This is a genomic window from Ruegeria sp. BHSC029 (assembly GCF_059613085.1).
Genome location: NZ_JBXWRU010000001.1, coordinates 154,938 through 180,637 on the forward strand (window position 1 = coordinate 154,938; position 25,700 = coordinate 180,637).

Genomic DNA, 25,700 nt, shown 5'->3' on the forward strand with positions numbered 1-25,700 from the left:
CGGTTTCTGCCATGTATGAAGCATGTCATTGCCCCCTGGATTTCTGGATGAGCTACGCACCCGTCTGAGCCTGTCTCAGGTCGTCGGGCGCAAGGTCATGTGGGACAACCGCAAGTCCAATCCGGGCAAGGGCGACATGTGGGCACCATGCCCGTTCCATCACGAAAAAACCGCCTCGTTCCATGTGGATGACCAAAAGGGGTTCTATTACTGCTTCGGGTGCCATGCCAAAGGCGACGCGATCAGCTTTGTGAAGGAAACCGAGAACGTCTCGTTCATCGAGGCGGTCGAGATCCTGGCGCGCGAAGCCGGATTGCCGATGCCCGCGCGCGACCCAAAGGCGCAGGAAAAGCAGGACCATCGGGCGCAATTGGCCGATGTCATGGAGCAGGCGGTACAGTTCTTTCGCCTGCAACTCAAGACCGGGGCAGGGGCCGAGGCGCGCGCCTATCTGGACCGCCGCGGTCTGGACGCTCAGGCGTTGGACCGCTGGGAAATCGGGTTTGCGCCCGACGGCTGGCAGGCGTTGTGGGACCATCTGCGCGGCAAGAACGTGGCCGAGGACCTGATCCTGGGCGCCGGTCTGGCCAAGCCGTCGAGCAAGGGCAAAAAGCCCTATGACACCTTCCGCAACCGCATCATGTTCCCGATCCGCGATCCACGCGGCCGGTGCATCGCTTTCGGCGGGCGGGCGATGGACCCGAATGACAACGCCAAATATCTGAACTCGCCCGAAACCGCGCTGTTTGACAAGGGGCGAAGCCTCTACAACCACGGACCAGCCCGTCAGGCGGCGGGCAAGGGGCAACCGCTGATCGTGGCCGAGGGCTATATGGATGTGATCGCCCTGTCTGAGGCAGGCTTCGGCGCCGCCGTCGCGCCGCTGGGCACCGCGATCACAGAACACCAGTTGCACATGCTGTGGCGTATCGCCGATGAGCCGATCATCGCGCTGGATGGCGACACGGCAGGCCTGCGCGCGGCGATGCGGGCCATCGACCTGGCGCTGCCCCTGCTGGTGGCCGGAAAGTCGCTGCGGTTCGCTCTGATGCCCGAGGGCAAAGACCCCGACGATCTGCTGCGCGCCGAAGGCCCGGAGGCGGTTCAGGCGGTGCTGGACGCGGCCATTCCGATGGTGCGGCTTTTGTGGCGGCGCGAGACCGAGGGCAAGGTGTTCGACAGCCCCGAGCGCAAGGCGGCCCTCGACAAGGCGCTGCGCGAAAAGATCCAACTGATCCGCGATCCCTCGATCCGGTCGCACTACGGGCAGGAAATCAAGGACCTCCGCTGGCAGCTTTTCCGCCCGCAGCAGCAAGGGGCAGGGGCTCGAAACTGGCAGCCGAAAGGCAAATGGCAACCGCCAAAACCGTCGGCAACTCCGGATGCGCGGGCCTCGTTCCTTGCGTCCTCGGAGAATGCGGATATCCAACTGCGTGAAGCGGCAATCCTGGCGATTGCAATCCTGAACCCTGAGGTGGTCGTGCAATTCGAGCACCAACTGGAAGAGATGGAATGCCTGAACCCCGATCACGCGGCCCTGCGCGATGCGATCCTGCGGCACGCGATCGACGATCCCGACAACCTCAAAGAGCACATTGTTCAGTCTTTGGGGCCGGCCCCTCTTGAAAACCTGCTGGCCCTTCGCCATGTCGCTGTAATCCCCTGTGTGCACAAACCGGGCGACGTCGAAAAGGCACAGATGACTCTGGCCGAGGAACTCGCAAAAATCAAAGCGCTCCGGGGGCTGGATGCCGAGATTGCTGAAGCCGAAGAGGAGTTGTCCGAACTGGCGGACGAAGCGTTGACGTTCCGGTTGGCCCAGGCCGCCGAAGAGCGCAACCGCGCAAGCCGCAGCCAGAACGAGGACAGGGCCATTTTCGACATTGCGGACAACGGGGCGCGAATCAATCGTGACGAGAAAGACGCGTTTCAGGCGATCATGTCCGGTATCAAGTTCGAGCGGAAACGCCGCTGAAGTGGTGTTTTCATAAAGCACTGGAAAAGAAAAACGGGTAAACGGGTGGCCGAATCACTTCTACGCGCTAATGATTCGGTCTCATCGAATCACCCATCCCTGCAGGAGCACTGAATGGCCGCCAAGGATACCAACGAGGAACGGAAGTCCGACGACCAGGAACAGGAAATCTCGCTGGACATGAGCCAGGCCCAGGTCAAGAAAATGATCGCCGAGGCTCGCGAGAAAGGCTACATCACTTACGATCAGCTCAACCAGGTCCTGCCGCCGGATCAGGTCAGTTCGGAACAGATCGAGGACGTGATGTCGATGCTGTCCGAGATGGGCATCAACATCATCGAAGACGAAGAGGCCGAAGAGGAAGAGCAGAAGGGCTCGACCGATCTGGTCACCACCGACAGTAACCGTGAGGTTGCGCTGGCCGGTGCGCAAACCGAAAAGCTGGACCGGACCGATGACCCGGTGCGCATGTATCTGCGCGAGATGGGGTCGGTAGAACTGCTGAGCCGCGAGGGCGAAATCGCCATCGCGAAACGGATCGAAGCCGGTCGCAACACCATGATCCTCGGGCTTTGCGAAAGCCCGCTGACCTTCCAGGCGATCTCGATCTGGCATGACGAACTGTTGTCCGAGGACATCCTGCTGCGCGATGTCATCGATCTGGAAGCGACGTTCGGCAATCAGATGGACGAGGATGGCGAAGTAGAAGAGCCGGTGGTGGATACTTCGGCTGTCACGGCCGCCAAGCCCGCCAAGGACACGGGTCCCGAACTGGATGCCGACGGCAACCCGATTGCCAACGACGATGACGATGATGAAGACGATCAGGCGAACATGTCTTTGGCCGCGATGGAAGCGGCACTGAAAGATCAGGTTCTGACTCAGCTTGAGCGGATCTCGACGGATTTCGCAAAGCTCTCGGAGATGCAGGACAGCCGGATATCGGCAACTCTGAACGAGGATGGGTCGTTCAGCGACAAGGATGAGCAGACCTATCAAAAGCTGCGCGCCGAGATCGTTGAACTGGTGAATGGCCTGCATCTGCACAACAACCGGATCGAAGCCCTGATCGATCAGTTGTACGGCATCAACAAAAGGGTGATGTCGCTGGACAGCGCCATGGTGAAGCTGGCCGACCAGGCCCGCATCAACCGCCGTGAGTTCATTGACGAGTATCGCGGTCGTGAACTTGATCCCAACTGGCTGTCCGACATGGCCCAAAAGCCGGGTCGCGGCTGGCAGATGTTCATCGAACGCTCGTCCGACAAGGTCGAAGAACTGCGCAACGACATGGCGCAGATCGGTCAGTATGTCGGTCTGGACATCAGCGAATTCCGCCGCATCGTGCAGCAGGTCCAGAAAGGCGAGAAAGAGGCGCGTCAGGCCAAGAAGGAAATGGTCGAGGCCAACCTGCGCCTGGTGATCTCGATCGCCAAGAAATACACCAACCGTGGCCTGCAATTCCTTGATCTCATTCAGGAAGGCAACATCGGCCTGATGAAGGCGGTGGACAAGTTCGAATACCGCCGTGGCTACAAGTTCTCGACCTATGCGACCTGGTGGATCCGTCAGGCGATCACGCGCTCGATCGCGGATCAGGCGCGCACCATCCGTATTCCGGTGCACATGATCGAGACGATCAACAAGCTGGTGCGGACCGGTCGCCAGATGCTGCACGAGATCGGCCGCGAGCCGACGCCGGAAGAACTGGCCGAAAAGCTGCAGATGCCGCTGGAAAAGGTCCGCAAGGTGATGAAGATCGCCAAAGAGCCGATCTCTCTGGAAACCCCGATCGGGGACGAGGAAGACAGCCAGCTGGGCGATTTCATCGAGGACAAGAATGCCGTGCTGCCGCTGGACAGTGCCATTCAGGAAAACCTCAAGGAAACCACCACGCGGGTACTGGCCTCGCTCACCCCGCGCGAGGAGCGGGTTCTGCGGATGCGTTTCGGCATCGGTATGAACACCGACCACACGCTGGAAGAGGTCGGCCAGCAGTTCAGCGTGACGCGCGAACGTATCCGGCAGATCGAAGCCAAAGCGCTGCGCAAGCTGAAACATCCCAGCCGAAGCCGAAAGCTGCGGTCCTTCCTGGATCAGTGATCAAAAAGGCGCCTCGACCAAGGCGCCTTTTTTCATTTGCACGGCGGTTTGGTTCACGCTGACCAAACGTGAATTCAATTTGGCAGGAATTCGCAAGTGGTCAGAGCCTTCGCGGACCATATCGCTAGCGTCCACTCATGGGACAGGTCGGGGCGAGGCGGCAACGCTGATGACCCCCGGCCGCTTGTCAGGCAAGCTTTCTGCGCCGGGACTGATCCTTGAACGCGCTGGGAGATTGCCCGGTCCAGCGTTTGAAGGCAGTCGAAAATGCCGCCTGGTCTGCGTAGCCAAGGCTGTACGAGATCTCAGATAGGCCCATGTCGTTCTTCAGAAACGTTCTGGCGAGGTCGCAGCGCAGGTCGTCGACAATTTCGCGAAAGCTGGTGCCTTCCTCGGTCAGGCGTCGACCGAATGTCCGCGGGCTCATGCCCAGATCCTTGGCGACCTGTTCGGCGCGGGCGATGGCCCCGGGAAGCGATTGGGTGATCCGCCCTTCGACCCGCGACCGCAATGTCTGTTTTTCGTCACTGTTTTCATGCAGCAGACGGTCACCATATTCCATCAGGTGCTGTCGCAAGCTGGGGTCGTAGGTCGGGACGGGCACGTCGAGCGTTGATTGCGGCAAAATGATCTCGAGCTTTTCCGCGCCAAACACCACCGGGAATTTGCCGAGTTTGGAATAGTCTTCCTCTCGCGCGCCGACCTTGTGCTGAAACCGTAGTTCGATCGGTTGGATCGGGATCCCCGTCAGAGCACGCAGGCGGGCAATGCAGGCAAACATGAGGAACTCGGTTCGCCGGTGGTACCGCGAAAAGCTTGGGTCCTTCCACCTGGCCTCGATGGTTGCCGAATTTCCGGACTCATGCAGCCTCACGGCGATGGCCGGATCAATCAGCCGGTGGAAGTGGTTGGCGTTCTCCAGTACCTGCCGGAGATCCCGGGAATACTTGCTGATATAAGCGGTCAGGCTAGAAGTTGCGCTGAACCGCAAGCCCGTTCGCGCGCCGAACAGGATGTCGTTGAGTTCATCGCAAGCGTGGCGGGCAAACAAGGCCTCGCTATGGGCACTGTACAACTTTGCAGGCGGCGCGAGGTCTTGCGCACTCAGCCCGCTTTTGGCGAGGACTCGAACGACCGTATCAGTATTCCCTGCCTGATCCTGCAACGCGGACGCCAGCAGCTGAATTCTGGCGATATCGACTTGCATGCCACGCTCCGGAACCCACTGAATTGGCCGGATTATGTAGCGAATTTTGTCATTTGCATAGTTTTTGTGAGGTGACCGTTTCCACACAGGGTCAGACACGGCGCAAGAATTTGCGCCGGAAATGGCTTCAGATCACAAAGACGTGGCCGGGCAAAGAAAGACTCGATGGTACGGCCGTCATAGATCAGCCGCGTGCCGGGTCAGTCCCGTGGGGATCGGGCAGAGCCGAAGGATTTGGTCACACCAACCGATCTGTGGCTCCCCGGCACACATTGAATGCATGTCCCAGTTCCCCGGACGCAAGGCACCACTCGCGTGCGCACTGTTCCTGAAATCATCGTGAACGACGCTGTTCTGGGCTTGGTGAAAAACTAGGCTATGATGCGTGTCGAAATCAGGGAAGATATTTGCAATGAAACATATTCTGACATGCGCCGCGTTGGCGGCAATGGTTGCAGCCGCTCCGGTCGAGACTGACGCCGCCCCGAACGGGTACCGGACCGAGCCGATGAACAGCACCGATTTTGAGGTCATCCCCCGCGCCCGGCAGGACGTTGATGGGTATTGGTGCGCGGCGGCGGATTTTGCTCGGCGCAAACTGGGGGCTGGCTGGCAGCAGCGGATTTACGTTTTGCGCGGCTATGGGCCCAGTGTGACAACCGGGCGTCGGACCGCCGTGCAGTTTTCGATCAAACCGCCGACAGGCGGCGTGCCACAGCAACCCAGCGTAGTGGTTTCTGGATTTCAACCGGGCTACAGCATGTCGGTCCAAGGTGCGAATGCCCGGTGCAACGTGCGCCCATTCTTCAACTGACGCAAACAGGGCCACCCGGTTGATGCAGGCCGAATTCACCATCGAAACCCGAGGGCAGGGGCTGTACGAGTTCACCTCCGACATCCGTGACTGGCTGTCCTCAATTGGGGCCGACGGATTGCTGACGTTGTTCGTCCGCCACACATCCTGTTCACTCTTGATACAGGAAAACGCGGATCCCGAGGTTCAGACGGACCTGCAGGCATTTTTCTCGCGGCTGGTTCCGCCCACAGATCATCCGTCGATGTCTTATCTGAAACATACGTATGAAGGGCCCGATGACATGCCGGCCCATATCAAGGCGGTTATGATGCCGGTCTCGCTTTCGATCCCGGTCCGACGTGGGCAACCTGCCTTGGGAACATGGCAGGGTATCTACCTGTTCGAACACCGGACCGCGCCCCATGTTCGCCGAGTTGCGGCGCATTTTGGGTGACCCTGTATATAGCGGTTGAAATTTCCGACTACCCAAACTCTAGCGGCTGCCCTATAGTTGTGGATAAGTTGGCCACAGCGCTGACAAAAAGAGGCGGAACAAGGGACGAGGAGACGGCGGATGCGCTGCCCGTTTTGCGGAAATATCGATACTCAGGTCAAGGACTCACGTCCGGCAGAAGATCACGTGGCCATCCGCAGGCGTCGGTTCTGCCCCGCATGCGGGGGCCGTTTCACCACCTATGAGCGGGTCCAGTTGCGCGACCTCGTGGTTATCAAGACAAATGGCAAACGCGAGGATTTCGACCGGGACAAACTGGAACGGTCAATCCGAATTTCGATGCAGAAGCGCCCGATTGATCCGGACCGCATCGACCAGATGATATCCGGCATCGTGCGGCGCTTGGAAAGCATGGGTGAGACCGACATTCCGTCCAACAAGATCGGCGAGATCGTCATGGAAGCTCTGGCGCGGATCGACACCGTCGCCTATGTTCGCTTTGCGAGCGTATACAAGAATTTCCAGGCGGCCGATGATTTCGAGGAGTTCGTCCACGAACTGCGCCCGCCGCAGCCATCGACTGACGAGTGACCGAAACAGACAAGCGATACATGGCGCTGGCCCTGTCCTTGGGGCGGCGCGGACAAGGATCTTGCTGGCCCAACCCCGCGGTCGGATGCGTTCTGGTTAAAAACGGCCGGATCGTCGGGCGCGGGTGGACGCAGCCCGGCGGTCGCCCTCATGCGGAAACCGAGGCTCTGGCCCAGGCCAGCGAACAGGCGCGTGGCGCGACCGCTTATGTCTCGCTGGAGCCATGTTCGCATCACGGCAAAACGCCACCTTGTGCCCAGGCTTTGATCGACGCCGGAGTGGCCCGTGTGGTTTCGGCGATCGAGGACAGCGATCCGCGCGTCGCGGGGCAGGGTTTTGCCATGTTGCGCGATGCCGGGATTGAGGTCACGACCGGGGTTCTGAGCGATCAGGCGGCAATGGATCACGCGGGCTTTTTCATGAAGACCGAGCAAGGCCGACCCTTCGTGACGCTGAAACTTGCCAGCAGCTTTGATGGACGGATCGCAACCGAGACCGGGCAGAGCAAGTGGATCACCGGCCCCGAGGCCCGCCGGGCGGTGCATGCCATGCGTGCGCGGCACGATGCGGTGATGGTCGGCGCGGGCACCGCGCGGGCCGACGATCCTTCGCTGACGGTTCGTGATCTGGGTATCGACCGGCAACCCGTGCGTGTCGTGGTTTCACGTCACCTTGAATTGCCTTTGCTCAGCCAGTTGGCCCGAACTGCTTCTGATATTCCCGTTTGGCTGTGCCATGGCCCGTCGCCCGACCCCGAGCGTGCCGCGGCGTGGCAGGGACTGGGCGCGCGGCTGATATCCTGCGCGTTGCAGGATCACCGGATCGATGCTGCTGATATGCTCCACCAATTGGGGCAGGCCGGTCTGACCCGGGTGTTCTGCGAGGGGGGCTCAGCATTGGCTGCGTCCCTGCTGGCAAATGATCTGGTCGACGAGTTGGTCGGTTTCAGCGCGGGCTTGGCCATCGGGGCCGAAGGCTTGCCTGCCATTGGCGCCATGGGGCTTGAGGAACTGGGCGACGCGCCTCGCTTTGCGCTGGTCGAAACCCGGGACTTGGGTGGCGATGTTCTGCATGTCTGGCGCAGGCCGGTCCGCTAGCGGCGAGCCCTAGCGCCACAGGTTCGCATGTGTCGCAAAAGCCCCCTGAAGCTTGGCCAGCAGCCGGATTGCCGGCCCAGCAGGTGCAATCGGGCCATGCGTCAAACGGTCTGCGACAACCTCCGCCGGGCAGGTATCGCGAGTGACTGGATCGAAATATCGTGGATAGTCGATGAGCGTGGCGTAGGCCAGGCTCAGCACCGTTGGTCGCGCGCCTCGTCGGGCCGGGACCGATCCGAGGTCGGTCGTCAGACCCCAGCCGGCGTAGAACGGGGCCCCAAGCGTAGTGACCTTTATCCCGCGCAACAAAGCCTCGAACCCAAGCAGTGAGGTCATTGTCCAGACCTCATGGACCTCTGGCAGAACCAGTGCCGGGTCGACCTCGTGGAGGACGACATCGGCCAAACCCTGGGCGTCTATTCGACCGTCCCGAAGCCCGGCCTCAACATCCGGATGCGGTTTGTAGATCAGAACTGCGTCGGGATTGGCCGCGCGAACGGTGCTCAGCAACTCGAGATTTGTGCGGACCGTGCTGGTGCCCAACCGGATCGAGGCGTCGTCCTCTACCTGGCCAGGTACAAGAATCCGGTGCCCGTCGGGCAAGGGAGGGCAACTGCCGCCCGTATTGTATTTGCTTAGCCCCGCCGCGGTGAGTTGCGTCACCAGGCGGCGTATCCGTATCTCCTGATCGGGTCGCAACTCTTCGCGAGCGGTGATCAGTTCTTCCAGACGGCTGGGTCGGGTGGGGTCGTAGTAAATTCCAAGGTCGTCGGTCACCAGCGAAAGCGGCGGCACAAGGTTGGCCCCCAACCCGCGCGAGCGCAGAAAACCGTCTTCGACGCGGACCACATCTTCGGCTTCCAGATCACGATTGGCCCAGACCATATGCGGCCTGTCGGACGCCGAAGGCGGTTCCGGCACGAAACGGACTTTTTTCCACTTCCCGAAGGTTTGCTGAATATGCCTGCGTTTCCACAGGCGCATTCCAGACGCTGTCCAGCCGTGCCTGTCCTGTCGCCAGGCGCGGCTCTGGGCCTCAAGCGTATCCAGCACCGTTTCAAGCTCACACAGCTGGTCGCGATAGGGATCGTACCACGTCGGGTACAGTATCATGGCGGCAGCGAATAGTTGAGCGCGGGTCAGATTGCGCTGCCGGCGCGGCAGAGGCATCTCGTCCTGCGTCAGACCCCACCCGGCATAGAAGGGTTGCCCAAAAACCCTAGGTTTGTGACCGGCCAGAATGGCCTCAAACCCCAGTTGCGAAGACAGGGTATAGACGCCAATCGCGCCTTCCAGCAACGACCAGGGGCTGATCTGATCCGCCAACAGGGAGACGCGGTCAGTTTCGTCATCCGCCGAGAAAAAACCGCGCCGATGACCCTGCAGTGTTTCCGGGTGGGTCTTGATGATCACACGCGCGCCGGGGTTTTCCTCTTGGGCCATGATCAGCATTTCGAGAAACTGCGCGGGGTCGCCCCGGCTTGCCGTAACCGCCGCGTCGCCCTGTATCTGATCGACAACCAATACATAGCCCGGATCCGGGGGCGCGATATCCGGGTCGCATGCCGAATACTTGCTCAGATGCGATTCCTTCAGCCGTGCGATCGCGCCGCGCGCCCGATCCAGCAGGGCGGTGTCATCCAGCGGGTGCGTGGCCAGCAGAGTTTCGAGGTCCGACGGCTGTGACGGATCGAAATGCATCGCACGTCGTTCCAGAAGCAGGCCCAGTGGCGGCTCGTGATCGCGCCCCGGCAGCAGGGATCGAAGGAATGCATCCTCGACCCGCAACAGCGGGATATCCCGGTCCTTTGCTACTCGGGTTCCGCGGTGCGCGGTCCGGCTTTCACCCCAGATGCCCACCATGTCGCCTGAACGCGGAAGCCCAACGCGAATGTCGAATCCCGCGAGCGACAGGATGCGTCTGACCCTGCGTTGGGTCAGAAACCCGCCATTGTAGACATACAGGCGCGTTCGATCCTCGGCGTCCGCAGTGTCGGCGCCGGGTTTCATGCCTCAGTTTCCGGTCAGCGTGGCGACGTTTGCAACGGGTGTCAGACCACCGGCAATCAGGGAAATCGACTTGGTCCACTGTGCATACGGGGCTTCGGTCACGTAAATCGTGTCGTCGTCGCGGATCACGAAATCACGTGCCACAAACAAACCGTTGGGCGCCGTGAGGTTCAGCAGGTAGATCACGCGTTGTTCGCCCTGAAGGTTCGGCTGGCCCAGCACTTTTCGTGCGATATCTTCACGCTCGTCCCTCAGAACGAATATACCGGTGGGATCTGAGGACAGCGACTGCAAGCCGCCGACCTGCGCCAGCGCTTCCAGCGCGGACAGATCCTGACTGTCGAAGGCGACCCGGGATTGCCCACCCGTGGCCCCCAGCGCGATATACGACCGGGTGTCCTGTTCGACTAGGATGCGATCACCGCCGCGCAGTGCGATGTCGGTTTCAGGATTGCGGAACAGATCGTCATACCACACGGTGCCACGCTGATTGCCGCGGATCACCGTGACCAGCGCAATATCCGGGGCGACCGCCACGCCACCGGCCCTGGCAAGCATCGTCGAAAGCGTTCGGGTCGGGCGTTCGATCGGATAGATGCCAGAGGCGCCGATCGTACCGGTTACCGAGACCGTCGCACCGTCACCCGCCACGCGGCGGATCTGAACCTGCGGGTCAGGTGTCTGCTCGCGCAGCTTTTCCGCAATCAGCGAGCGTAGCTGCTCGGGCGTGTTGCCCGAGGCGCGCAAGCGGCCGGCATAGGGCACGAAGATAAAGCCTTCGCTGTCGACCTGAACCTCATCGAGATTGGTCGATGGGCCGGTTTCACCGGCCAGCAGACCGTCGTCGACGTTTTCCCAGATGGTCAGGCCAAGCACGTCGCCGGGACGAATGGTGTCGGATGTTACGCTTTGTGCTGACCGGAAGGCAGGCGGAAAGCCAAACTGTGGAACCGCAGAGGTGACGTGGGCCACCCGGTCATCAACTTCGACCACGTGGGCGTTGCCGCCATTGACTGTCGAGCCCGCCAGAATTTCGGTTTTGTTCGGCCCGGCCTTGGGCAGTTGGCACGCTGTCAGAAGGCCAATGGCTGCAACAAGGGACAACCCTCGTATCCATCGAGTAGGGAAACGCTGCACTGCCGAAATACCTCGAGTTTCGTATGTAGTCTTTTGGTTTGCGGTCAAACTAGCGGTTTCATACTTCAAGTTCCAGCCAGCCAAGCACCGTGTCATTCAACGATTTTCAACTGTGGCGTGATGGTCGCGATTCCGGTCAGCGCGGCCTGATAAGGGTCGCGAGCCTGCAACATCATGTCTGCAACCCGCCGCAGCAACTGGCGCCGTCCGCCGCGTGAGTAATAGCCGCCCGGCACCTGGCTGGTTTCCAACAGGAATTGGCGGTATGCCCGATAGGCCTCCGTGTCCGGTTTTTGCGGGTGCCTGAAGAATTCGTCAATCGGTTGATGCGAGACCAGTTCAGGCTTGTCGTAGACCGACTTGCCGAAGATACGCAGAGGGATGCCGCGCCACAGAGCCTGCTGTCCGGCGGTGGAGTTGATGGTCAGGGCCGAGCTCGCGTGATCCAGAAGGCGCGCCAGCTTTCCCCCTGGCACGTAATGCACGCGATCCGAAATGCCCAGTTCGCGCGCAAGTGCTTGGACGCGTCTTCTTAGCGGCTCGCGCTGGTTCTCAAGGGGATGTTCCTTGATGACCAGGCGGTGGTGGGACGGAGCGCCCTTGGCGAACCCCTCCATCACCGGGGTGATGAAATCGGCCATGCATGAAAAGTCTGAATGCGCCTGGACCGAACTGTCGTGCCCCAGTTGCAGCAGCACCAGATGATAGGGGAACCCGCCGCGCCTTACGCGCCAGGTGGCGAGAACGCGCTGCAGTCGATGGATCGGCATGAGCGCCAAACGTTTGAAATACAGTTTGAATTCCTTTGAGACAGGCACTTCTCGGTGCGGGCGGAAATTACGGTACCCACGGTTCGCACACAGAACGAACCAGTGGTACAGTGCGCCGTAGAAAATGTGTTGCCGCATATCCCCCCAATGTGACGGGGGTGGGGGCGTTTTGGCGCCCGAGCTTTGCAACGCTTGCTGCATCTGGGCGATTTCCAGATCCATCAGGCGAGAATGTCCGTTTGACCCATTGCGTTCATAGGTGACCCACCAAGGTCGAAGGTACCCTTCCTCGAACACATGAACACGGATGCCGTGGCTTCGCGCCGTACGGATCGCGTCGGCGTGCACCGGGCGAACATCGCCATAAAGCACGATGTCGGTTACACCGCGCGACAGGATGATGTTCGTCAGGCTTTCCGGCCAGTTTTCTAGCCCGCCGCGATAGGGGATATAGCTGGCGCGATCGAACCAAAAGGCCTGGTCCCCGGCGTTGAACCCGACACGCCACACCTGCGCGCCAGCCGCGCGCAACATGCGACCCAGGCCGCTGAAGAACGGCCCATGCGGCCCCTGCAGAAACAGGAATACGCGACTGTCGGAGTTGTCCTTCGGTTGCCTCATGCCAGATGCTCGAATTCTGGTTGCCCGTGTTTTATTGAACAAACTATGCCTTTTTGCGGCCAGCCGGGCAAGGCAGGGCTTGCTCCGCCCGCCACTTGGCCTTACCTCGGCGTGGATTGCATGGCACAGCTTAGGCGCAGAGGGTTAACGGAATGTTTACTGGGATCGTCACCGATATCGGCACAATTATCGAGTTGGAGCAGCAGGGCGATCTGCGTGCACGCATCCGGACAGGCTATGAAACATCCGGCATAGATATTGGTGCGTCGATCGCCAGCGACGGGGTTTGCCTGACCGTCATCGCGGTGGGTGATGACTGGTACGATGTTCAGATCAGCGCCGAGACCGTTTCCAAAACCAATCTGGACGGCTGGAAGGTGGGCTCAAGGGTCAACCTTGAACGGGCCTTGAAGGTGGGTGACGAATTGGGTGGCCATATCGTATCGGGACACGTGGATGGCGTCGCAGAGATCGTCGCCATGGCCGAAGAAGGGGACAGCACCCGCGTGACCCTGCGCGCGCCCAACGATTTGGCGCGCTTCATCGCGCCCAAGGGCTCGGTTGCTCTGAACGGCACTTCGCTTACGGTCAACGATGTCGACGGTTGCGATTTCGGGATCAACTTCATTCCCCATACCAAAGAGGTGACGACCTGGGGCGCGGCCAAGGTCGGAGATCGGGTCAATCTGGAAATCGACACGCTGGCCCGGTACGTGGCCCGTCTGGCCGAGGTTTCGTGATCGCCAGCGAAGAAATTGCGTCGCGTTAGGTACGGCCCACTTCGTTTGCGGACTGGCCTTTGCGCGCGCGCTGGTCTATCCCGCGATGCAACACCTGCTCTGTGAAAGGCTGCCCCATGAGCTTTGAAACACCCGGACCGGTCGAGGCCCAGCTGCGCGACGCGATCAGCCCGATCGAAGAGATCATCGAAGAGGCGCGCCAGGGCCGGATGTACATTCTGGTCGATCACGAGGACCGCGAAAACGAAGGCGACCTGGTGATCCCGGCGGAATTCGCCGATGCCGAGGCGATCAATTTCATGGCCACCCATGGCCGCGGGCTGATCTGCCTGCCGATGACGTCCGAGCGGATCGACCGGCTGGGCCTGCCGATGATGGCCGTGAACAACTCGTCGCGGCACGAAACCGCCTTTACCGTCTCGATCGAGGCACGCGAAGGCGTCAGCACCGGGATCTCGGCCGCCGACCGGGCGCTGACCATCGCCACAGCGATCAACGAACAGAACACCATGGCGCATCTGGCCACGCCGGGGCATGTCTTTCCGCTGCGCGCCAAGCGGGGCGGGGTGCTTGTACGCGCCGGCCACACCGAGGCCGCCGTGGACATTTCGCGCCTGGCCGGGCTGAACCCCTCGGGCGTGATCTGCGAGATCATGAAGCCCGACGGCACCATGGCACGACTGCCCGATCTGGTCGAATTCGCCAAGGAGCATGGGCTGAAGATCGGCACAATCAGCGACCTGATCTCGTACCGCGCGCGCCACGACAATCTTGTGGTCGAGACCGCGCGCCGGATGGTCACGTCGGAATATGGCGGCGAGTGGGAGATGCGGATCTTCACCGATCAGACCCACGGGATCGAACATGTGGTGATGATCAAGGGCGACATCAGCACGCCCGAGCCCGTCCTGACCCGCACCCATGCGTTGCACGAGGCCTCGGACATTCTGGGCCTTGGTCCGAAGTCGCCGCAGGAACTGCCGCGCGCGATGGAAAAGATCGCCGCCGAGGGGCGTGGCGTGGTCTGCCTGTTCCGCAACCCGCGCAACTCGTTGTACGCGGCCGAGGACGAAGGCCCGCGCACCATCAAGCAAACCGGTCTGGGCGCGCAGATCCTGTCCAAGATGGGCATCAAGGAACTGGTGCTGCTGACCGACTCGCCGCAGACGAAATACCTGGGTCTGGACGCCTTTGGCCTGTCCATCGTCGGGACCCGCTCGATTCTCAAGGATGACTGAGCATGGCTGAGCAAGACAAACACGGCGTTCTGCCGACTCCGAAATTCGATGACCCGGTCAAGCTGCTGATCGTCGTGGCCCCGTTCTATCGCGCCATCGCCGACGAGCTGGTTCGCGGCGCCAAGGCCGAGATCGAGGCCGCCGGCGGCAGTTGCGAGGTGGTCGAGGTGCCCGGCGCGCTCGAGATCCCGACCGCGATTGCCATGGCCGACCGCCAGTGCAACTTTGACGGCTATGTGGCGCTGGGCTGCGTGATCCGGGGCGAGACCACGCATTACGAAACCGTCTGCAACGATTCCAGCCGGGCGATCCAGCTGCTGGGCCTGCAGGGGCTGTGCATCGGCAACGGCATCCTGACGGTTGAAAATGACGCGCAGGCCGAAGTGCGCGCAAATCCGGAAAAGATGAACAAAGGTGGCGGCGCGGCGGCTGCGGCCTTGCATCTGATCGCGCTCAGACGTAAGTGGGGCGCTTCGAAAAAGGGCGTCGGATTCAAGCCGCCGTCCGAGTCCATCCTCGTGGCGGGCGACAGCAACGGATCAACGACAGCATGACCCAGACAGACACGCCGAAACCGGCAAACCGGAAACGCCTGATGAAATCCGCCGCGCGGCTGTATGCCGTGCAGGCGCTGTTCCAGATGGAGCAGTCGGGCCAGACGACCGAGCAGGTGGTCAACGAGTTTCTGGATCACCGGTTCGGCGCGGTCTACGAGGGCGACGAGATGTTGGAAGGCGACAGCACGCTGTTTCGCAAGCTGGTGGATGATGCTGTGAACTATCAGGCGCCGATCGACCAGATGACCGACCGTGCGCTGGTGGCCAAGTGGCCGATCTCGCGCATCGACCCGACCCTGCGGGCACTGTTCCGCGCGGCCGGCGCCGAGCTGAGCCAGAGCGACACGCCGCCCAAGGTGGTCATCACCGAATTCGTCGACGTGGCGCGTGCCTTCTTCCCCGAAGGAAAAGAGCCGAAATTCGTCAACGCGGTACTGGATCACATGGCCCGCGAGGCCAAGCCCGAGGCGTTCTGACGCGCCACGGGCGATTTTACCCGGCATGAAATTGCGCTAGACTCCTGTCGTGTGAAGGAGGTGCGTCATGCCGAAACTGATCCGTCTTTACATCACCCAGGTCGCGCTCGGCTTTGTGATCTCGGCTGTGTTTGTCGCGGTGCTGCTGCTTTTGAACGTGGCCAACCTGCGTCACCTCATCACCGGGTCCGACATTGGCTTTATCGCGCTGATCATGATCTGGTTCATGAACGGGATCGTCTTTGCAGGCGTCCAATTCGCCTATGCGATCATGAGCATGGCCGAAAAGCCCAAAGGCCCGCGTGGAGGCACGCCGGTCGCGGTCAAGTTGGAACCCGTGCGCGTTGAAGCGCGCCGGTCGTGACAGGTGGTTCCTGGCGCTTGCAATTGGTCTGCCCCTGACATTTGATGCGCAAGCGTATCGTATTGTCCATGAAAGACCGTTTCCTTGACCAAGCCAAGTTATGAAGACGTCATCAATTCGCCGGCGTTTCTGGATGATCTGTCAAGTTTGAATCAGGCGATTACGGACGGGCTGAAACAAGCAGGCGAGCCAGTCGCGATCAATGGAAACGTGTGCTATGCACACATGCAAGAAAACTTTCACAAATCCGACCTCGCGCCATCGATGGAGCCGAAACGGCGTACTCTTCACCGGTTGGCACAGGAAAGCAATTGCTTTGCCGAGGTCGGAGTGGCGGGCGGCCACGCGGGTCTGTTGGCGCTGCACTCGAACCCCGGTTTGAAGTATATCGGCATCGACCTTGGGCAGCGTTTGCGCGCCTCGTGGCCGCCGGTCGACATCTACGTGCCGATCGCATTCCGATGGTTCGAAAACCGTTTCCCGGATCGCGTGAAGTTCTACCTCAGGCCAGCGATCGAAGGGCTTGAGCATGCGGTTCAGGATCGGCCGTTCGGCCCGATCGACCTGTTGCACTTGGATGCGCAGAAGAACAGCAGGGTCGCCGAGCTGGATGCGGTCTGGTCTGGCCTGGCTGACAGATGCTACTTGATTCAGGGAGACAACCGAAACGGCCATGTGCAGACAAGCTCGGCCCGTTTGGTCCAGCAAGGGCGCGCGCGGTCGGTCAACCTGATTGGACCGGAAACCCTGCACAGCGCGAATTTCGGCCTTTTGGAGACTGGTCCGGGCGTGGCGCGCAACGCACTCAGCCTGGACGGGCTTGCCCATCAGCGCATTCTCGTGTGCGTGTGCCATCAGGATGATGAAACGCTGTTTGCCGGCTCACTCCTGGCGCACCTCAAGGGACGTGCCGAAGTTGTCGTTGCAAGCTTCTTCCGGCCTGCGTCCAACCGTCGAGACACCGATACGCGCGAGGCCGCGATGCACCAGGCGTGCGACATGATTGGGGCCACCCGGGTGCAACTGCCCTTTGCGGTCGAAAGTGATTACCCGAGGCTGCGCCGATTTATTCGCATGCCAACCGGCGATGGCATGCCAGAACCTGAAATCGTCCGGCCATTGCGCCGCCATCCGTTGTTTGGGCTGTTATCCGGATCCGCCTATGCGTTGATGAAGCAGTTCACGCCGACAACCGTCATCACTCACAATCGAGTTGGCGAATACGGGCATATCGAACACGTGCTGTTGCATCATGCGGTCAAGCAGGCATCTGCACGGTACACGGACGCCCAGATGTTGACGTTTGGATTGAACCTGCCAACGGCAGATTTGACTGTGCCAAGTCTGCCGGATCAAAAAAACAGGATGTTTGACTGCTATATGCCGCAATGGAACGGGCGCAGGCTTTATGATTTTGCTCTGGATGACGAAACCTTCGCACGGGTCGATCCGCAAGAAATCCCCTGATCAGAAGGCGGCGGGACCACCAGGCAACCGTGCGGTTTTGATTCCCGAGGACCTGTATGTACAGGTGGGCGCCAGGTAAACGGGCCAGGACCCGAACAGAGCCAGCTCCCTCGGAATTGCTTAAGGCCACCGGAATGCTACCAGTCACGAGAAGGGCAGAACCCGCCAAGCGCCTAAGTAGGGCGCAACACTCAGTTGCACAAGGGGCATGCTCAACAGTTTTTGGTCTGGGTCGTACGGAAGTTGATTGTAGGGGAAAATCTTGGGCATGCGGGCCGGGTCAGATCCGGGATGATGATCAAAACCTGCCAACTTGACAATTTGTTCACTAATTGTTCACACTCTGCGCATGACAGTTGAACTTCAGCCCGGACAAAGACTGGCCAGGGGTGTCTCTAGACACCTGGTGACGCACGGCTTTGTTTCGATTGAGGAATTCGTCCCGACCCGCGGGTTGCGCGTTGACGTCATGGGGTTGGGGCCAAAGGGCGAGCTTTGGGTGATCGAGTGCAAGTCCAGCCGGGCCGACTATATGTCCGATTCGAAGTGGCAGGGTTATCTGGATTGGTGCGACCGCTTCTTCTGGGCGGTGGACACGGACTTTCCCACCGAGCTGCTGCCCGCTGAAACCGGACTTATCATTGCGGATGCTTATGACGCCGAGATCATCCGCATGTCCCCCGAGACCAAGTTGGCCGGGGCAAGACGCAAAAAGATGATCCAGAAATTTGCCATGGACGCCGCGCGACGGTTGCACGGCCTGCGTGATCCGCGGCTTTGATTTCAGCCTTTGACGGCGCGTGCGGCTTGTGCTGCGGCGCGGATCTCGTCGGCGATTTCCTCGGCTTCTTCCGGGTCGAAATCCATGGGGATTTCAAGCTCGCCCGCCTCGATGAACAGGCGCACCATTCCATGGTCGGTCGGACCGATCTGAAGGTTCGCTTCGATGTCACGTTCGGTATTGATGCCCATTCTCGCCTCCGGGGACTGAGCGTTTCTGCTAGCCTGCAACGCAATGGGAATCAAGCGGAGTGTGTGGCCGATGCTGCAAGGGGACAATGCTGAGATCCGGCCGTTTTGCGAAGATGACCGCGATTGGCTGGTCGAGCGCCACGGAACACTTTACGCGCGGGATGAAGGATTTGACGAGAGCTTCGCTCCGCTGGTGGCCCGTATTCTGGACGAATTTGTCGCCGGGCATGATCCCCAACGCGAGAGGGGATGGATCGTTGAAAGTGACGGAAAGCGCCTTGGTAGTATTTTCTGTGTCGCGCAGGATGAAACTACCGCCAAACTGCGGCTTTTTTTGCTGGAACCCGACGCGCGGGGCAGGGGACTTGGGGCGCGGCTTTTGATGACATGCATGGGATTTGCGCGATCCACAGGGTACACGTCGATGGTCTTGTGGACCCACGAAAGCCACAGGGCTGCCTGCAAGCTGTACCAAGCGCATGGATGGCGCCTGACCGACAGCAAACCGGTTCATTCCTTCGGCGTCGATCTCATCGAACAAAGCTGGTCAATTCGACTTTAAGGCTCTTGCAATCCCCGAACGCGTTCGTTAAATCGCCCCTCACGAGTGCCGCCTTAGCTCAGTTGGTTAGAGCGCTGGATTGTGGATCCAGAGGTCCCCTGTTCAAGCCAGGGAGGCGGTACCATCTCCCCTCGACAAGACTGCTCGACCGCCGCTTTTGACGTGCGCTGTTTTTCGGTTGGTAGGGTTGGGATTAACGAGGCCGGTCGCAAGAGATTTGCGGTGCAACTGGCGGAATTAGTTTGGTTTTTACTGTTCCCTTTTACGCCGTAACCCAAAATTCTGGGATTATTTGAGAGGGCAATCGACTCCAGATGGAACCTGTCGTCTGCTTCCGTGGTGCTAAGGGCGCTTGCGTCCGAAGGTCGGTTACACGTGTAGCGGTGCACCAGTCGGCGCAGACATTCCCTCGCACGGAATTCGACCCTCGCAGCATTGGTGCGCTTTGTGTAAGAAGAAGGTCAAAGGCAGTTCGGGAACAGGCGTAAATGTCTCAGACCATTACCGTATTCACGACGATGAAAAACGAAGGCCCCTACATGCTGGAGTGGGTCGCGTTTCATCGGACTTTGGGCGTCGATCATTTTGTGATCTTCACCAATGACTGTGAGGACGGTACCGATAGGATTGCACAACGGCTTGAGCAGATGGGTTTGGCATCCCACGTCCCGAATGCTGTGCCTGAGGGTGGAAACCCCCAGCACCAGATGCTCCGGCGGGCACGGCGACATCCTAGGGTCAAAGAAGCCGATTGGCTGATGTGCCTTGATGTCGATGAGTTTTGGAACATTCGATGCGGCGACAACAGCTTCGCGGCCTTGATTGATGCCGTCGAACAGAAGGCAGGACAATCGGTGGACGCCATTTCGTTCGCATGGCGGTTGTTTGGGACGTCGGGCAATATCAGTTTTGACGACACGCCCGTGACACGGTCATTTTGCATGGCCGATCAGGAGTTTCCCTATCATTCGGGTCGCGCATATGGTCTGAAAACGCTGTTTCGGAACAATGGCAAGTTCACTCGGTTCGGACCGCACAGACCCAAGGGCATTGAAGAGGGCAAAGAGGCCGAGGTCGCATGGTCGGACGCGGGCGGAAATCTGTTTCCGGCCGAGAATGTCGGTTGGCGCGCTTGGCGGAATTTCGACCATTCCTTCGGACGGCTCCATCATTATTCCGTTCGATCTCTGGATGGCTTTCTTATCAAGCGGGACCGGGGGCGGACCAACCACGTAAAGGTGGATCAGGGGCAATCCTACTGGTCGGACATGAATGCTAACAAGGTTCAGGACACCTCGATCCAGCCGATCGCCCAGCGTGCAGCACCGTTGCTCGACGAGCTCAAATCGGACCCCGAACTGCGCGAATTGCACGAACAGGCCTGCGACTGGCACCGCGCCAAGATCGCCGAGATCAAGATGCGCCCCGATTGGGTGGAGTTCCGGTCTTGGCTGGCCGACAATCTGGTGTGACGGCCATGGCGGACGATCTGACCAAAGCGCAGCTGCAACCTGACCACCCGGATCGGAAGACCGGCTATGAACGCATTCTGACCGATCCGCCCCCGCCTTGGTTTGTCGAGATTTACCCCGGCGGGGACGGGACGGGGTTTCTGCAAAAGCTCGACCGCCATTCGGTTATCTTCCACCAGCGTGACCCGGCGCGGCTGGTCATCAGTTTTGACAATATTGCAAATGCCAATGACCTGTCCTTTGCCCGCGAGCCGTGGGGCTGGAAGTTTTTCCGGGACGAGGGGTGGTCCCATCTGGGCGTGATCGCCCGCACAAAGGCATGGTATCGCGACCCCGAAATCATCGGTTATTTCGAGGACAAGGCGCGCGAGGGTTTTTTTGACAAGTTCGATCAGGTCGTGTTTGCCGGGGCGTCCATGGGAGGGTTCGCCGCGTTGACCTTCTCAGCACTGGTTCCGGGTGCGATCGTCATTGCTTTCAATCCTCAGACCACATTGGACGAGCGGCGGGTCCCTTGGGAAACTCGCTATCGATTCGGTCGTGTCCAGGACTGGGATCTGCCGCTGAGTGACGCTGTCGAAACCGTTCAGGCCGCCGCCCGGGCCTATGTGTTTTTCGACCCGTTCTTTGACTTGGACAGGCAACAGGTCACACGGCTGCAGGGCGGCAATGTCGTTCTTCTCAAAACCTGGTTCGCCAACCACTTCGCCGCACCCATGCTGCGGAAACTCAATCTTTTGAAGCCGGTGATGCAGCAGGCGATGCGTGGGACCCTGGAGCCGTCCGAGTACTACAAGATGATGCGTGCCCGACGGAGACTGCCGATCTACATGCGCGGTATTGAAGCCGTGGGCGAAGAACGTCACCCAAAGCTGGTAATGGCCGCCCGCCAGCGGTTCCGGGCCATGCGCCGGGCTATGGCGGCAGGGGACGCGTCATGACGCCCAAACGGGGCGTGTTCATCGGCCAGCGCAAGGACCGCATGGGTGCCCGACTGCTGATGATGCTGACCTGCATACGCCTGGCCGAGGATTTTGACGCGGATTATCGGGTCAACTGGTTTCCACCGGGGGCCGATGCCCCAGAACTGGACAACCCGGAAGAGCTGTTCGATCCCGAATGGATCAAATCTCACTTTCTGGATCAGAAAACCCACGATAGGCTGTCGAAGAATGCGCTGCCGGTCTGGAGCTTTTTGGGCGACGCGACGCCCGATCGGCTGATGGCGCATCTGGCCGCTGGCCGCTCGGTCTTGGTCGAAGAGGGGTTCGAGGTTCTTGCCTTTCCTTGGGAGGATATTGAAGCGATCCGCCCGCGCTACCGCGAGTTCATTCACCGTATCGGGTTCACTCCGCAAATCCGGCACATCATGGAGCTTGCCGATGCAAGGCTCTCGGGGCAGGGCGTTTCTGCCTACCATATCCGGCGCGGTGACATCCTGAACGCGCTGCCCTGGAAGCACACCACCTGGCCGGCAAAGGTCGAGCCGGAAGAACTCTACGATATGCATCTTTCCAAGAGGCTGGACCGGCCCGCGATCATGTTCTCGGACCAGCCCGAGCTGATTGCGCGGTTTCAAAAGCGTTATCCGAACCTGATGCAGATGTCCGACATTGCGGACCTGTCTGGAATGACCCGAGCACAGCGCGACTTTCTCGAGCTTTTTGCCATGTCCCGGGCCGAACAGGTGATCGCTCCGTTCATCTCGGCCTTTTCCATGGCGGCTGCACGGATATCGGGGCAGCAAAGACTGGTATTCCGCGATGTCCTGACCGAGGCCGAATTGGACGAGGCGAACGAAACCGTCATCCGGCGCGTGGCGCAAGGCCCCGAGACTTTTCTGAACCCATCCGAGGCCGCCCATGTCTATGCCAAGGCTGCGCAATATCTGTGCGCCCAGGATCGGTGCCAAGAGGCTTTTGATCTGGGCCAGCCGATCCTCGATGCCGGGGCGGACAACGCTTTTCTGCCCCTGCTGCAGGCGTTGAACGCGTTCTATCTGGGCAAGTGGAAGGAAAGCGAGCAACTGGCCCGGGACGGGTTGGAAAACCCGCATCTTTGGCCCGAAGATCACGCGGTTCTGACCGCATTGCGGGGGGCCATTCTTGGCGCCAGAAAGAAACGCTGGGCTGCCGGGCGTCACTTTGCAAAAGCGTTTTGGGCCAAGCCGTTGCGACCCGATGTTGTGGTTTTGGGTTCGCGCATGCTGTACCGCGACCAACTGCCCGTTCGACTGTTTCCGCCCGTGGATTGGGCCCTGCAGCGCAGGCTGCGCCAACGTCGGTTTCCGCCGTTCAACAACCTGTACCTTGTCCAGCACAAGGTGATCGTGAGGGCGCCCTGCAATTTCGACATGATCCTGCTTGATTGGCCCGATCTTTCCCTGGACCAGCGCGCCAGGCGGCTGCAGGACAGCGGTACGCGCCTGCAAGCTTTGTGGGCCGGGCTGACTGCGATCGACGACCTGCCGGAACAGGACCCCGCTGTGGAAAGCCTGTCATCGTTGCTGCAATGGCACATGGGCGAGGTTGCCGTCGAGACGGCAATTGATGCCGCCCGGGACGTGGTTCTTCGGTGCCCTGACAACCCCCTGTGCTACAAACGTCTTGCCGAGCTCTATGCGGATGCAGGTGACCGACGTCAGGCGCGATTGACTATGGCCGAGGCGCTGGCTTGTGACCCTGACAGCGCGTTTCTGGTTTTCGCGATGGGGCAACTCTTGGCGCGCATCGGCGCCGAAGAGCAGGCCGAGGCGCAGATCCTGCACGCGGCCGAGCTGGACGACATCACCGCCGCCATTCAAGGGGCCGCGGGTCAGATTTGCCTGAAGCGCGGCGAAAAACAGCGGGCGCAGGTGTTTCTGCAACGGGCCAAGGCGTTGTGTCCAACCTACAAACGTTTTTCCAACCAGCTCAAAAGGGCAGAGGGGTAACATGCGGGCCTTTCACGATATCCAGCACCATTCTGGGTCATCTGTGTGCAAACACGCCCAAGGTTTCGGCTTGGTCATCGCCTGCAATGGAATTATTCTGGCGGGCAAACACTGGTCTTGCGTGCCCGCGTCCGGCCTGCATGGCACCAAAAACTGAGGCAAAAATGGTCGATCAGCCCCCCCGCTTTGTCAGCGTTACCCCGATGAAGAACGAAGGCCCGTTCGTTCTGGAATGGGTCGCGCACAATCAGGCTATTGGCATCGACCAGATGGTCGTGATGACGAATGACTGCACGGACGGGTCGGATGCGCTGCTCGAGCGGCTCGACCAGCGCGGGGTTCTGATCCATGTGGACAACAATTCCCGCCGCGCAACAAGCCCTCAGAAACGCGCGTACAAACGCTTTTTTCAGATGGACATCGCGGGGCCTGAAGACTGGGTGATCGTGATCGACGCCGACGAGCAGATCAATGTAAAGACGGGTGACAACACGCTGAAATCATTGGTTGATGCCGTGCCGGATGCCAAGATGATTTCAATGACCTGGCGGTTGTTCGGCAATGCCGGAGTGGTTCAATACGAAGACAGGTTCCTGTCCGACCAATTCCGCCGTGCTGCCCCCGAGCGCAAATCCAGACCGGCGCAGGCATGGGGATTGAAGACGATGTTCCAGCGGCACTTGTGGGATGTGATCGGTGTTCACCGCCCCAAACGTCCGACGGTCGACCGCATGGAAGACTGCCACTGGTACAATGGTTCGGGCCAGCCAATGCCCGAGCGGTATTTTACAAGCAGTTGGCGGTCGGCGCGGGACTCGGTCGGATATGACCTTGTGCAGCTCAACCACTACGCTCTGAAGTCCTGCGAGAGCTACTTGGTCAAGAAAGTGCGGGGACGGGCTCATCACACGGGCGACAGCCTGGGCTTGGAGTACTGGAACATCATGAACCAGAATGCGGTGGTCGAGACATCGGTCGATGCGATTGCCGCGCGCAAGCGGGACTGTTTCGACGAACTGATGTCGGACCCCGAAACGGCCATGCTGCACCGCCAGTCCTGCGAACTGCACCGCAAACAGATATCGGAACTGCTGGGCACGTCCGAGATGCAGGAGTTGATGCATCAGATGACCGCGCAGGCCGACACCGTTACACGAGGCGCAACCTGATGCTGTGGTTGCACTTGGGGATGCCGAAGACAGGGACGACGGCCTTGCAGTCCTTTCTACGCAACAATGCGTCGGCCTTGTCGGATTCCGGGCTCAGATACATGGAGGCCGGACGTCGCAGACCGGATGGTGACGATCGCCCCAAGGTCAGCCATAATCTGTTGGCGTTCCACATGAACCAGTCCGCAGAACCGATGGACAAGTACCGCGAGGCCGTTGCGCGCGAGTACGAGGCACATGGCAGCAAGGCCTGCCTGATGTCGTCGGAAATGTTCTATTCGGCCGATCTGGAACGGCTTGCGCAGCTCTTCACCGAAATACCCGCACGCGAAATGCGTGTGGTATTCTATTGCCGCCGCTACTCCGATTTCTTTGAGGCGGATTACAAGCAGCGGGCCAAAAATGGCCGTTTGCCAGCCGACGGTTCAGCCTTGATTCGGGACCAGCTGGCGAAGATCAAGGCCGAGCCTCACTCGGTTTCTTTTTCCGGCGCGGTTTCCCGAATCCGCAACGCGTTCCCGGGTGTAACGGTTGTGCCGGCACTCTATGACCGCGAGGAAATGTTGAATGGCAATATCGTCGATGACTTCCTGAACAAACTGGGCGTGTCGCGACCCGGAGGGGAGGTTGCCAGTGAGCCTGCCAATCCAACACTGTCCCGCGCCGCCAGTGAAGCCTTTGGCGTCGTCACGCGAGCCATCGGGCGCAAGCGCAGCCGCCAACTGCGTCGTCAGGTGCCCAAAGAACCCATCATGTTCCGGCGCCACGACGTTCTGGAACCCGAGGAACGGGCATGGCTTGATACCTATTTGACCGAAGCCGACGAAGGATTTCGGGCTGAATTCTTTCCCGACCGGGACACTCTGTTCAAACCGGTCTGGCTGAGCCCGGACGAAGTCAGGTTTCGTCGTGATGCGCCGGACGAGATCGTTGCGTTCAAGCAGGCTGCAGAAATCGTGTTCAGAATGGCCTTGGGTGAATAGGCTGGCG

The 25,700-nt window shown here is 60.1% G+C and carries 25 protein-coding genes and 1 tRNA gene; 20 read left to right on the plus strand and 6 right to left on the minus strand.

Annotated features, from left to right (window positions below):
* Positions 1-22: 22 nt before the first annotated feature.
* The gene (dnaG, locus tag AC2FML_RS00725) at positions 23-1,975 is read left to right on the plus strand and encodes a DNA primase (protein WP_496781549.1); all 1,953 of its coding nucleotides are present in this window, start codon (positions 23-25) and stop codon (positions 1,973-1,975) included.
* Between the two features lie 114 nt (positions 1,976-2,089).
* Positions 2,090-4,078 carry an RNA polymerase sigma factor RpoD gene (gene rpoD / locus AC2FML_RS00730; RefSeq protein ID WP_496781551.1) on the plus strand — a complete coding sequence of 663 codons (1,989 nt, stop codon included), beginning with the start codon at positions 2,090-2,092 and terminating at the stop codon, positions 4,076-4,078.
* A gap of 187 nt (positions 4,079-4,265) precedes the next feature.
* Here rpoD and AC2FML_RS00735 read toward each other — a convergent pair whose 3' ends face one another.
* The gene (locus AC2FML_RS00735; RefSeq protein ID WP_496781553.1) at positions 4,266-5,285 is read right to left on the minus strand and encodes a helix-turn-helix domain-containing protein; all 1,020 of its coding nucleotides are present in this window, start codon (positions 5,283-5,285) and stop codon (positions 4,266-4,268) included.
* 412 nt (positions 5,286-5,697) lie between these two features.
* On the opposite strand from AC2FML_RS00735, the gene AC2FML_RS00740 reads away from it, so the two are divergent.
* From AC2FML_RS00740 to ribD, 4 genes are all read left to right on the plus strand, one after another.
* A complete protein-coding gene (locus tag AC2FML_RS00740) occupies positions 5,698-6,099 on the plus strand; it encodes a hypothetical protein (RefSeq protein ID WP_170363710.1) in 402 nt (133 codons plus the stop codon).
* 22 nt (positions 6,100-6,121) lie between these two features.
* A complete protein-coding gene (locus AC2FML_RS00745) occupies positions 6,122-6,535 on the plus strand; it encodes a secondary thiamine-phosphate synthase enzyme YjbQ (RefSeq protein ID WP_496781555.1) in 414 nt (137 codons plus the stop codon).
* Positions 6,536-6,655: 120 nt separating this feature from the next.
* Positions 6,656-7,126 carry a transcriptional regulator NrdR gene (nrdR, locus tag AC2FML_RS00750; RefSeq protein ID WP_039534475.1) on the plus strand — a complete coding sequence of 157 codons (471 nt, stop codon included), beginning with the start codon at positions 6,656-6,658 and terminating at the stop codon, positions 7,124-7,126.
* Positions 7,123-8,223 (plus strand): bifunctional diaminohydroxyphosphoribosylaminopyrimidine deaminase/5-amino-6-(5-phosphoribosylamino)uracil reductase RibD, encoded by a 1,101-nt coding sequence (gene ribD / locus AC2FML_RS00755; protein WP_170366904.1) that lies wholly within the window; start codon positions 7,123-7,125, stop codon positions 8,221-8,223. The genes nrdR and ribD overlap by 4 nt, the downstream gene beginning before the upstream one ends.
* 9 nt (positions 8,224-8,232) lie before the next feature.
* On the opposite strand, the gene AC2FML_RS00760 is transcribed toward ribD, so the two are convergent.
* The 3 genes from AC2FML_RS00760 to AC2FML_RS00770 all read right to left on the minus strand — a co-directional run bounded on the left by AC2FML_RS00760 (position 8,233) and on the right by AC2FML_RS00770 (position 12,761).
* A complete protein-coding gene (locus AC2FML_RS00760; protein ID WP_496733446.1) occupies positions 8,233-10,233 on the minus strand; it encodes a capsule polysaccharide biogenesis protein in 2,001 nt (666 codons plus the stop codon).
* Positions 10,234-10,236: 3 nt separating this feature from the next.
* Entirely contained in the window at positions 10,237-11,370 is a 1,134-nt protein-coding gene (locus AC2FML_RS00765; RefSeq protein WP_315901692.1) for a polysaccharide biosynthesis/export family protein, read from the minus strand.
* A 92-nt stretch (positions 11,371-11,462) separates the two neighbouring features.
* Positions 11,463-12,761, minus strand: coding sequence for a capsule polysaccharide biogenesis protein (locus AC2FML_RS00770; protein WP_496781557.1), 1,299 nt, complete (start codon positions 12,759-12,761; stop codon positions 11,463-11,465).
* A 152-nt stretch (positions 12,762-12,913) separates the two neighbouring features.
* On the opposite strand from AC2FML_RS00770, the gene AC2FML_RS00775 reads away from it, so the two are divergent.
* From AC2FML_RS00775 to AC2FML_RS00795, 5 genes are all read left to right on the plus strand, one after another.
* Positions 12,914-13,501, plus strand: coding sequence for a riboflavin synthase (locus AC2FML_RS00775; RefSeq protein ID WP_496781559.1), 588 nt, complete (start codon positions 12,914-12,916; stop codon positions 13,499-13,501).
* 116 nt (positions 13,502-13,617) lie between these two features.
* A complete protein-coding gene (gene ribB, locus AC2FML_RS00780; protein WP_496781561.1) occupies positions 13,618-14,739 on the plus strand; it encodes a 3,4-dihydroxy-2-butanone-4-phosphate synthase in 1,122 nt (373 codons plus the stop codon).
* Between the two features lie 2 nt (positions 14,740-14,741).
* A complete protein-coding gene (locus AC2FML_RS00785) occupies positions 14,742-15,293 on the plus strand; it encodes a 6,7-dimethyl-8-ribityllumazine synthase (protein WP_170442378.1) in 552 nt (183 codons plus the stop codon).
* Positions 15,290-15,772 (plus strand): transcription antitermination factor NusB, encoded by a 483-nt coding sequence (gene nusB, locus AC2FML_RS00790; protein ID WP_149776798.1) that lies wholly within the window; start codon positions 15,290-15,292, stop codon positions 15,770-15,772. Before AC2FML_RS00785 ends, nusB begins: the two co-directional genes overlap by 4 nt.
* Before the next feature lie 67 nt (positions 15,773-15,839).
* The gene (locus tag AC2FML_RS00795; RefSeq protein WP_170339706.1) at positions 15,840-16,136 is read left to right on the plus strand and encodes a hypothetical protein; all 297 of its coding nucleotides are present in this window, start codon (positions 15,840-15,842) and stop codon (positions 16,134-16,136) included.
* A gap of 141 nt (positions 16,137-16,277) precedes the next feature.
* Here AC2FML_RS00795 and AC2FML_RS00800 read toward each other — a convergent pair whose 3' ends face one another.
* Positions 16,278-16,811, minus strand: a complete 534-nt coding sequence (locus AC2FML_RS00800; RefSeq protein ID WP_170508681.1) for a hypothetical protein — start codon at positions 16,809-16,811, stop codon at positions 16,278-16,280.
* Here AC2FML_RS00800 and AC2FML_RS00805 point away from each other — a divergent pair, their 5' ends adjacent.
* Together AC2FML_RS00805 and AC2FML_RS00810 are read left to right on the plus strand one after the other, a co-directional pair.
* Positions 16,812-17,603, plus strand: coding sequence for a PIG-L deacetylase family protein (locus tag AC2FML_RS00805; protein ID WP_496781563.1), 792 nt, complete (start codon positions 16,812-16,814; stop codon positions 17,601-17,603).
* Positions 17,604-17,952: 349 nt separating this feature from the next.
* Entirely contained in the window at positions 17,953-18,384 is a 432-nt protein-coding gene (locus AC2FML_RS00810; protein ID WP_170357518.1) for an MmcB family DNA repair protein, read from the plus strand.
* Between the two features lie 2 nt (positions 18,385-18,386).
* On the opposite strand, the gene AC2FML_RS00815 is transcribed toward AC2FML_RS00810, so the two are convergent.
* Positions 18,387-18,575, minus strand: coding sequence for a DUF6324 family protein (locus AC2FML_RS00815; RefSeq protein WP_093961768.1), 189 nt, complete (start codon positions 18,573-18,575; stop codon positions 18,387-18,389).
* A 70-nt stretch (positions 18,576-18,645) separates the two neighbouring features.
* Between AC2FML_RS00815 and AC2FML_RS00820 the strand changes: the two genes are divergently transcribed.
* The 7 genes from AC2FML_RS00820 (at position 18,646) to AC2FML_RS00850 (ending at position 25,693) form a co-directional block, all read left to right on the plus strand.
* Positions 18,646-19,137, plus strand: a complete 492-nt coding sequence (locus tag AC2FML_RS00820) for a GNAT family N-acetyltransferase (protein WP_496781565.1) — start codon at positions 18,646-18,648, stop codon at positions 19,135-19,137.
* 47 nt (positions 19,138-19,184) lie between these two features.
* Positions 19,185-19,261 (plus strand) — tRNA-His (locus AC2FML_RS00825).
* Positions 19,262-19,625: 364 nt separating this feature from the next.
* Positions 19,626-20,609, plus strand: a complete 984-nt coding sequence (locus tag AC2FML_RS00830) for a glycosyltransferase family 2 protein (protein WP_170389751.1) — start codon at positions 19,626-19,628, stop codon at positions 20,607-20,609.
* Positions 20,610-20,614: 5 nt separating this feature from the next.
* Complete coding sequence (locus AC2FML_RS00835) at positions 20,615-21,550, plus strand: hypothetical protein (RefSeq protein ID WP_496781567.1); 936 nt, start codon at positions 20,615-20,617, stop codon at positions 21,548-21,550.
* A complete protein-coding gene (locus AC2FML_RS00840) occupies positions 21,547-23,541 on the plus strand; it encodes a hypothetical protein (RefSeq protein ID WP_496781569.1) in 1,995 nt (664 codons plus the stop codon). Before AC2FML_RS00835 ends, AC2FML_RS00840 begins: the two co-directional genes overlap by 4 nt.
* 164 nt (positions 23,542-23,705) lie before the next feature.
* On the plus strand, positions 23,706-24,710 hold the full coding sequence (locus tag AC2FML_RS00845; RefSeq protein ID WP_496781570.1) for a glycosyltransferase family 2 protein: 1,005 nt from the start codon (positions 23,706-23,708) through the stop codon (positions 24,708-24,710).
* Complete coding sequence (locus AC2FML_RS00850; RefSeq protein ID WP_496781572.1) at positions 24,710-25,693, plus strand: hypothetical protein; 984 nt, start codon at positions 24,710-24,712, stop codon at positions 25,691-25,693. Before AC2FML_RS00845 ends, AC2FML_RS00850 begins: the two co-directional genes overlap by 1 nt.
* The last annotated feature ends 7 nt before the right edge of the window (positions 25,694-25,700 follow it).